At 65.0% G+C, this 8106-nt stretch carries 8 protein-coding genes, 1 tRNA gene, 1 other RNA gene and 2 pseudogenes; 9 read left to right on the top strand and 3 right to left on the bottom strand.

Annotated features, from left to right (window positions below):
* Positions 1 to 113 (top strand): annotated as a pseudogene (locus tag CH256_RS28825) (3-hydroxybutyrate dehydrogenase); the annotation flags it as partial.
* Positions 114 to 331: 218 nt separating this feature from the next.
* Here CH256_RS28825 and CH256_RS27130 read toward each other — a convergent pair.
* Positions 332 to 419 (bottom strand) — tRNA-Ser (locus CH256_RS27130).
* A gap of 95 nt (positions 420 to 514) precedes the next feature.
* On the opposite strand from CH256_RS27130, the gene ffs reads away from it, so the two are divergent.
* Together ffs and CH256_RS27120 are read left to right on the top strand one after the other, a co-directional pair.
* An RNA gene (gene ffs / locus CH256_RS27125) (signal recognition particle sRNA small type) lies at positions 515 to 609 on the top strand.
* A gap of 53 nt (positions 610 to 662) precedes the next feature.
* Positions 663 to 1949 carry an aminotransferase class I/II-fold pyridoxal phosphate-dependent enzyme gene (locus CH256_RS27120; protein ID WP_094638959.1) on the top strand — a complete coding sequence of 429 codons (1287 nt, stop codon included), beginning with the start codon at positions 663 to 665 and terminating at the stop codon, positions 1947 to 1949.
* Positions 1950 to 2009: 60 nt separating this feature from the next.
* Here CH256_RS27120 and CH256_RS27115 read toward each other — a convergent pair.
* A pseudogene (locus CH256_RS27115) lies at positions 2010 to 3527 on the bottom strand (DHA2 family efflux MFS transporter permease subunit).
* Positions 3528 to 3632: 105 nt separating this feature from the next.
* Here CH256_RS27115 and CH256_RS27110 point away from each other — a divergent pair.
* Positions 3633 to 4304, top strand: coding sequence for a TetR/AcrR family transcriptional regulator (locus CH256_RS27110; RefSeq protein ID WP_094671499.1), 672 nt, complete (start codon positions 3633 to 3635; stop codon positions 4302 to 4304).
* Positions 4305 to 4476: 172 nt separating this feature from the next.
* Complete coding sequence (locus CH256_RS27105; protein WP_094638958.1) at positions 4477 to 5721, top strand: lipase family protein; 1245 nt, start codon at positions 4477 to 4479, stop codon at positions 5719 to 5721.
* A 24-nt stretch (positions 5722 to 5745) separates the two neighbouring features.
* Here the strand turns inward: CH256_RS27105 and CH256_RS27100 are convergent, their stop codons facing one another.
* Positions 5746 to 6075 (bottom strand): YnfA family protein, encoded by a 330-nt coding sequence (locus CH256_RS27100; RefSeq protein ID WP_068050448.1) that lies wholly within the window; start codon positions 6073 to 6075, stop codon positions 5746 to 5748.
* 101 nt (positions 6076 to 6176) lie between these two features.
* Here CH256_RS27100 and phoU point away from each other — a divergent pair, with 101 nt between their 5' ends.
* The 4 genes from phoU to CH256_RS27085 all read left to right on the top strand — a co-directional run.
* Positions 6177 to 6830 (top strand): phosphate signaling complex protein PhoU, encoded by a 654-nt coding sequence (gene phoU, locus CH256_RS27095; protein WP_068050449.1) that lies wholly within the window; start codon positions 6177 to 6179, stop codon positions 6828 to 6830.
* Between the two features lie 37 nt (positions 6831 to 6867).
* Entirely contained in the window at positions 6868 to 7671 is an 804-nt protein-coding gene (locus tag CH256_RS27090; protein ID WP_068050450.1) for a transglutaminase-like domain-containing protein, read from the top strand.
* A gap of 120 nt (positions 7672 to 7791) precedes the next feature.
* Positions 7792 to 7938, top strand: a complete 147-nt coding sequence (locus CH256_RS28310; RefSeq protein ID WP_176460212.1) for a hypothetical protein — start codon at positions 7792 to 7794, stop codon at positions 7936 to 7938.
* Positions 7923 to 8106, top strand: a 184-nt coding sequence (locus CH256_RS27085) for an ATP-binding protein (protein WP_143536686.1), incomplete at its 3' end; no start/stop codon positions are given. The genes CH256_RS28310 and CH256_RS27085, both read left to right, overlap by 16 nt.

Genomic DNA, 8106 nt, shown 5'->3' with positions numbered 1-8106 from the left:
GACTCGTCGAACCGGCCGAAGTCGCCTCACTGGTGGGCTGGTTGACCTCCGAAAACGCCGGCATGGTGACTGGAGCGTCATACACCATGGACGGTGGTTGGTCGGCTCGCTAGTTCGGTGCCACCCCGCGTCAATGGACCACTGCATACGTCTGGCCGCGTCAATGTGACATCGACGCGGAGAGGTGAACTGGGTGGATGGACCACTGCATACGTCTGACCGGTGCAGTGGTCCATTGACGCGAACGGGGTGGCCGGACGACAGAGCGGGCGGGTGAACCACCTCGCCTTGAACAGCAAGAAGCCCCCGTGACATGTCACGGGGGCTTCTCTGGCGGAGGATAGGGGATTTGAACCCCTGAGGGCGTTAACCCAACCCGCGTTCCAGGCGAGCGCCATAGGCCACTAGGCGAATCCTCCGTGGGGGAGCTTACCCGGTTACCCCCACCATCTCCCAAATCGGGAGGCGCGAAGGGTGGTGATGTGTTGTCGGACGAGAGGCGGCTACACTTTCTAACGGATCCCGCGCGGCGCGCATCCTGTGAACTCCCCCAGGGCCGGAAGGCAGCAAGGGTCAATGGGCTCTGCCGGGTGCGCGGGGTCCCCTTTATTTCAGTGACATCGACACTGTCCGGGGAACCCGTCACCGAGAGGCCGCTCCGCATGCCAGCGCAAACCCAGTTGGGTCTGATGAACCATGAGGAGCTTGCCTCCGAGCACGAGCGGCAGAGCGCGAAGTACACGCAGCTCAAAGCCGAGAAGCTCACTCTCGATCTCACTCGCGGCAAGCCGTCGCCCGAGCAGCTCGATCTCGCTGCTGACCTGCTGACGCTTCCGGGTGCGGATTACAAGGACGGCAACGGCACCGACTGCCGCAACTACGGCGGCCTCGCGGGCCTGCCGGAACTGCGTGCCATCTTCGGGGAACTGCTCGGCATCCCGGTGAAGAACTTGCTCGCCGGCAACAACGCCAGCCTCGAGATCATGCAGGACCTGGTGGTCTGGGCGCTGCTGCACGGGCTGCCCGATTCTCCTCGCGCCTGGTCGGCCGAGCCGAACGTGCGCTTCCTCTGCCCTTCGCCCGGCTACGACAGGCACTTCGCGATCACCGAGAGCTTCGGCATCGAGATGATCCCGGTTCCGATGGGACCCGACGGCCCGGACGTGCACGAGATCGCCAACCTGGTGGCGTCGGATCCGCAGATCAAGGGCATGTGGGTGGTGCCGAACTACGCGAACCCCACCGGTGCCGTCTATTCGGAGGACGTCGTTCGCGCGCTGGCCACCATGCCTGCGGCCGCACCCGATTTCCGACTGTTCTGGGACAACGCCTACGCGGTGCATCCATTGACCGAGGAATTCGCGCCGTCGTACGACGTGTTGGGCATGGCCGCCGAGGCCGGGTTCCCCAACCGCCCGTTCGTGTTCGCGTCGACCTCGAAGATCACGTTCGCCGGTGCGGGGGTCAGCTTCCTCGGCAGTTCCGAGGAGAACCTCGCCTGGTACCAGAAGCATTTCGGCAAGAAGAGCATCGGCCCGGACAAGTTGAACCAGCTGCGGCACCTGCGCTTCTTCGGCGACGCCGCCGGTGTGCGGGCCCACATGGCCAAGCATCGCGAGATCCTGGCCCCCAAGTTCGCTCTGGTGCAGCAGATCCTCGAGGACCGTCTCGGTGCCTCGAAGATCGCATCCTGGACCGAACCCAAGGGCGGCTACTTCATCAGCCTCGACGTACTCGAGGGCACGGCCGCGCGGTCGATCGCGCTGGCCAAGGAAGCCGGAATCGCTCTGACGGCCGCCGGCTCGGCCTTCCCGTACGGAAAAGATCCGGAAGACAAGAACATTCGCCTCGCCCCGAGCTTCCCGTCACTCGGTGAGTTGGAGAAATCGATGGACGGCGTCGCGACCTGCGTTCTGCTGGCCGCGACCGAGAAGCTGCTCGAAGGCTGACGCACGTGAGCGGAACCTCGTAGCAGGCTACGAGGTTCCGCTCACATGCGGCGAAGCCGCTCAGTGCCCGACGACTACCGCACCTTCGGGAGCCGAGGGCAACGGTCCGTTCTTCAGCAGCGTGGCCGACAGCACCGCGCCGAGCAGGAAGATTCCCGACGCCCACCAGAACGTGGTGGTGTAGCTGGCGATCTCCGCGTTGGCCTGCAGCAGTGCCGCGTCGGTGGCCGTCGCCATGTTCGAGCTGACCTAGCTGGTCGCTGCATTGGCGGCCACGGTGCTCAGCAGCGCCGTGCCGATCGAGCCGCCCACCTGCTGCATCGTGTTCACCGTTGCCGATGCGACACCGGAATCGTCAGGGTCGACGCCCGAGATCGCGCCCTGCATGGCCGGGGCCATGGTGGCACCGAGGCCGAGGCCCATGATGACCAGGCCGGGCAGGATGTGCGTGACGTAGCTGCTGTCGACGTCGATCTGCGTCAGCAGTGCCATGCCGATCGAGGCCACGACCAGGCCGGTCGTCATCAGGATGCGGGGTCCGAAGCGGGGCAGGATCAGCGCCGTGGACAGCGTCGCCGTGAGGATCAGCGACGCGATCATCGGCATGAACGCGAACCCGGTGGTGATGGGCGTGTACATCAGCGTGTTCTGCAGGTAGTACGTCAGGAACAGGAACACCGCGAACATGCCTGCGCCGGTAACGAATACAGCGAGGAACGATCCCGCACGAGTGCGGTTCAGCACGATCCGCAACGGCAACAACGGATGCTCGACGCGCATCTGGATGGTCACGAACACTGCGAGCAATACGACACCTGCGGCCAGGAAACCGAGGGTGACCGAGTTGCCCCAGCCGTCGGACTCGGCGTGAGCGAAGCCGTAGACGATGGAGAACAGTGCGGCCGAGACGGCGAGGGTGCCGGGGATGTCGAGCTTGGGGCGGACGTCGACCTTGTGCTTGGCCAGGAACAGGAACCCGCCGACGAAGGCGAGTGCGGCGAAGATCAGGTTGACGTACAGGCTCCAGCGCCAGTTGGCCCATTCGGTGAGCATGCCGCCCAGCAGTAGGCCGAGAGCGCCGCCGCCGCCGGCGATGGCACCGAAGATGCCGAATGCCTTGGCGCGTTCCTTGGTGTCGGTGAAGGTGGTGGCCAACAGGGACAGGGCCGCGGGGGCGAGCAGAGCGCCGAAGACACCCTGACCGGCGCGAGCCGCGACCAGCATGCCGAAGTTGACGGCCGCGCCGCCCACCGCCGACATCAGCGCGAAACCGACGAGCCCGATGAGGAAGGTGTTGCGTCGTCCGAAGAGGTCGCTCAGTCGTCCACCGAGCAGCAGCAGGCTGCCGAACGCGAGTGCGTACGAGGTGACGACCCAGGAGCGGTCGGCGTTGTCGAAGCCCAGGTCGAGCTGGGCGGCGGGGAGTGCGATGTTCACGATGGTCGCGTCGAGCACGACCATGAGCTGAGCCAGCCCGAGCGTCGCGAGAATCAGCCAACGATTCCGATGCGCACGTTGGTCGACCGGCGTGGTGTTCGACGTGGCGTCGCCCACGTTCTCCGATGAAAGGGTGGTCATAGTGTCCTCGGTTCGACTATGCGGAGGTGTACCCTCCGGTTGTAGAGATAAGGTAGCAGCTAAGTGGAGGGATGTCCTCCGCTTATGGGGTGAAACGGACATCGAATGAGTGTGAGAGCGGACACAGCGGCATCGAAGCCCCTTCGGGCGGATGCTGAACGCAATCGACGTCGCATCGTCGACGCGGCCCGCGAACTCTTCGCCTCACACGGCATCGACATCACGCTCGACGACGTCGCGGCGCACGCGAAGGTGGGCGTCGGCACCGTCTATCGGCGGTTCTCGTGCAAGGAAGAACTGATCGACGGCGTGTTCGAGCAGCGTCTCGAAGACATGCTCGCGACCGCCGAACGGGCGCTCGAAGCCGAGGATCCGTGGGACGGGTTGGTGCAGTTCCTCGGCGATGTGTGCGCGGGAATGGCGCTCGATCGTGGTCTCGGAGACGTCGTACTCGGATCCGATCAGGGCTGCCGAGGGATCGCTCAGGTTCGCTCGCGCATCGATCCGTTCTTCGAGAAGATCGTCGAACGAGCACTGGCATCCGGTCAGCTGCGGCCCGACGTCGCCGTCAACGACTTCTATCCGGTGCTCGGCATGATCGGCGCGAGCGTCGAATTCTCGAGCACCGTCGACGCGTCGAACTGGCGACGCTATTTCACCGTGTTGCTCGACGGTCTGCGCGGCGACGGCGTTCCAAGGTCGACGCTGCCGGGGCGGCCCTTCACCAGCGACGAGGTCGATGCGGCCAAGACGGCGATGCATCGTCGTCGACGCTGATCGTGAGGACACCGAACTAGCCCTATGCGTTGTGTGACGCATCACGTAAGGTGCGTCACGATAAGTGCTACACGGGGTAGCGCTCACTTGAAGTCAAGTGATCGACGTTGGGGGTTATCAGGTGCGTTGCAAGCGCGTGTTCGGGTCGGCTGTTGCGGTAGCAGCAGTATTCATGGGGGTGACGGCACCCGCGGTGTCAGCGGCACCCTCGACGGGATCGACCGTCGAATCCGATTTCTACATTCCACCGAGCCCGCTCCCCGCAGGCTCCCCGGGTGACGTGATCCGGTCCGAGCCCTCGCATCTCGCGCTGTCGGTTCCCGGGATCGGTGGCCCGCTGCCCGGTGCTGCAACCCGAATCATGTACCGCAGCAACGATTCCAACGGCGAGGCCAATGCCGTCACGGGAACCTACATCGATCCCGCCGCGGCGTGGACCGGGCCCGGCCCGCGTCCGCTCGTCGTCCTCGCCCCGGGAACTCAGGGTCAGGGCGATCAGTGCGCGCCGTCGAAGATGCTCAACAACGTCATCACTTACACCCCGCCGCTCGGCTTCATGGTCGAGTACGAGGTGCTCGCGGCATATTCGCTGCTCTCGCAGGGCTACGGCGTGGTCATCACCGACTACGAGGGCCTCGGTACTCCGGGTGCGCACACGTACGTCAACCGCGCCTCGGAAGCTCACGCAGTGCTCGACGCGGCCCGCGCCGCACAGAACCTGCAGGGCACCAAGATCTCCGCCGACGGCCCGGTGGCCGCGTACGGCTACTCGCAGGGCGGCGGAGCAGCCGCTGCTGCAGCGGAACTCGCCGATGAGTACGCACCCGAGATGAACCTCGTCGGCACCTACGCCGGCGCACCTCCCGCGGATCTGAAGGCGACCCTCGAGCAGGTCGACGGCACCATTCTCACCGGAGTCATCGGATACACCCTCAACGGTCTGCTCAACTCCGACCCCGGTCTGCAGCCCATCATCGACGAGAACATCAACGACGCGGGCAAGGCCATGCTGAACCTGGTCGCGAATCAGTGTGTGGGAGAGACAATTCTGAACGTCGGGCTGCACCGCACCAACGAGTACACCAAGACCGGTGAGCCGCTCTCGGTGGTGCTGGACAGGCTGCCCGTCGCTCAGGAGATCCTGGCCAAGAACAAGATCGGTGAGCGGACGCCGAATGCTCCGGTGCTGATTCAGTCCGGTACGTCCGACGACATCGTTCCCCACGGACAGGCCGTCGGACTGGCCGGTGACTGGTGCGGCAAGGGTGCCACCGTGCAGCTGAGCGCCGCGCAGGTTCCGGCCATCGTGCCGGGTTCGGGTGCCGGACACCTGATTCCGGATATCCTCGGCCTCGGCGAGGCGCAGAACTGGATCAAGGACCGGTTCTACGGGGTGCCCGCGCCGTCCAACTGCTGATCTTCTCGGTACGGCCCGCGTGAGTCAGCGCGGGCCGTACATGATCACCGCGACGCCGATCAGTGCGATCGACGCTCCGGTGATGTCCCACCGATCAGGTCGGAAACCGTCGACCACCATTGCCCAGAGCAACGATCCCGCGACGAACACCCCGCCGTACGCCGCCAGAATCCGACCGAAGTTCGCGTCGGGTTGCAGCGTCGCCACGAAGCCGTAGGCACCGAGAGCGATCACCCCGGCTCCGGCCCACAGCCATCCGCGATGCTCTCGAATCCCTTGCCACACCAACCATGCTCCGCCGATCTCGAACAGAGCGGCGACGCCGAACAGCACTATCGACTTCAACACAGTCATGGCGTTCAGCGTCGCACAGCGCCATGGGAGGTGTAGAAACAAGTGTTCGGGGGTAAGGCCTACAGGCCCAGCAGGGCCGAACGGTAGGGGTTGAGTACTTCATGCGGGACAGTTACGCCGAGACATTGGATTCGCTGGCGTCGAATTTGTCCGAAATGTCGCGAATTGCCGAGAAGGCGATGGCGGACGCGACTCGATCGTTGTTGACGGCGGACATCGTTCTCGCCGAGCAGACGATCGAATACCGCGAAGAGATCGACATGCTGGCAGTCGAATGGGAGCACGGAGCCTTCGGCTTCCTGGCCCTGCAGGCCCCCGTTGCCCACGATCTACGACGCGTCGTCTCGGGCATCAACATCGTCGCCGATCTGCAACGCATGGGTGGCCTGGCCGTACACATCGCCGAACTGGTTCGCCGTCGCCACCCCGCGCACGTACTGCCGCCCGAGGTCGAGGGCGTGTTCGAGCAGATGGGTCGCGTTGCCGTCGCGCAGGCAGAGTCCACGCAACGCGTCCTGGAGACCCGTGATGCCGAACTCGCCGCCGACCTGCGAATTCAGGATCAGGAGATGGACGCGCTGCACCGCAGCCTGTTCATGTTGACCTCCGCACCCGACTGGCCGCACGGCGTGCCTGCCGCAGTGGACATCACGCTGCTCGGGCGCTTCTACGAGCGATACTCCGACCACACCGTCGAGGTCGCCAAACGAGTCATCTTCCTGGTGACCGGCGATCGCCCCACCGACGAGTCATAGCCTGCGCGAACGGCTCGAAGATGGCAGGATCGGCACGATGAAACGTGATGTCTCTGCGTACCTCGATGTCGACGTGACCGAGGCCAGCACCCTCGAGTTCCAGATCGCAATTGCACCGCATCCAGGAACCGATGTGTGGGAAGCACTCTCGTTCACACTCGACGGTCAGCCGATCGAGGCGCAGGAGATCAGCGGTGCTCACGGCACCCGCATCCACAAGATTCACGCCGGCGTCGGCAAGCTCGAGGCGTCGTACTCGGCGACCATCTACGGCAACACCGAGCCCGCTCCGGTCTCCGACTACGACCTCTCGCTGTACCTGCGGCCCAGCCGCTACGCCGAAGCCGACAAGTTCTTCGGCTTCGCGGCAACGGAATTCGGCTCGTACCCGCCGTCGGAGAAATTGCTTGCCGAGGTGTCCTCGTGGGTCGGCGCGCGGCTGAGCTACGTACCGGGCAGCAGCGACCCCATCGACGGCGCAGTCGACACCCTCCTCGCCGGTGCCGGCGTCTGCCGCGATTACACCCACCTCGTGGTGGCGCTGCTGCGCGCCGTCAACGTCCCTGCTCGCCTGGTCGCGGTGTACGCGCCGGGTTGCGATCCGATGGACTTCCACGCGGTCGCCGAAGCATTCGTCGAAGGCCAGTGGCGAGTGGTGGACGCGACCTGCCTCGCCCCGCGATCGACCCTGGTGCGCATCGCCACCGGACGCGACGCATCCGACACCGCCTTCCTCGACAACCACGGCGGATCGATCATCCTCAACAGCGCCGTCGTCGGAGCCGTCGTCGACGGACCGCTGCCCTTCGACGACATCACGCAGTTGGTGTCGATCACCTGACATGTCTCGTGTGAGGTAACCGCGTCGGCTGTTCCCTAGGGCTCTCTCGCACGAGGGTTCGCCCGAAGATAGGGAACTCGCCTGATGTGTGGACGGTGCGGCGGAGCCAGAGTGGGTTCCATGTACTCCACCTACGAAGTTCTGGCCGATCACGAACGCCGTGTTGCCGATTCGCTGCGAGCGTACGACCGTCGGGTGCGCAGGCGTGCACAGAACGACGGCCGGCCACGAGCGCGGCGTAGTTTGTTGGCGTGGCTCGCACTCTGATCGGACGGGACGCCGAACTTGCAGCGCTCGAACAGGTCGTCGCGGACGCTGCCAGAGGCGTACCTGCCGCGGCCGTCGTGTCCGGCGACGCCGGTGTAGGCAAAACGCGACTGCTGGCAGAATTGCGACGCAATGCGGAAGCACGCGCAACTCGGGTATTGGTCGGGC

Source organism: Rhodococcus sp. 05-2254-6, from assembly GCF_002258565.1.
GTDB lineage: Bacteria > Actinomycetota > Actinomycetes > Mycobacteriales > Mycobacteriaceae > Rhodococcoides.
This window is presented reverse-complemented; position numbering and strand designations above follow the sequence as displayed.

Coding starts and splice junctions, on each gene's coding strand:
- phoU (WP_068050449.1), top strand. CDS start 6,177: ATGCGGGACAGTTACGCCGAGACATTGGATTCGCTGGCGTCGAATTTG.
- CH256_RS28310 (WP_176460212.1), top strand. CDS start 7,792: ATGTACTCCACCTACGAAGTTCTGGCCGATCACGAACGCCGTGTTGCC.
- CH256_RS27120 (WP_094638959.1), top strand. CDS start 663: ATGCCAGCGCAAACCCAGTTGGGTCTGATGAACCATGAGGAGCTTGCC.
- CH256_RS27110 (WP_094671499.1), top strand. CDS start 3,633: ATGAGTGTGAGAGCGGACACAGCGGCATCGAAGCCCCTTCGGGCGGAT.
- CH256_RS27105 (WP_094638958.1), top strand. CDS start 4,477: ATGGGGGTGACGGCACCCGCGGTGTCAGCGGCACCCTCGACGGGATCG.
- CH256_RS27100 (WP_068050448.1), bottom strand. CDS start 6,075: ATGACTGTGTTGAAGTCGATAGTGCTGTTCGGCGTCGCCGCTCTGTTC.
- CH256_RS27090 (WP_068050450.1), top strand. CDS start 6,868: ATGAAACGTGATGTCTCTGCGTACCTCGATGTCGACGTGACCGAGGCC.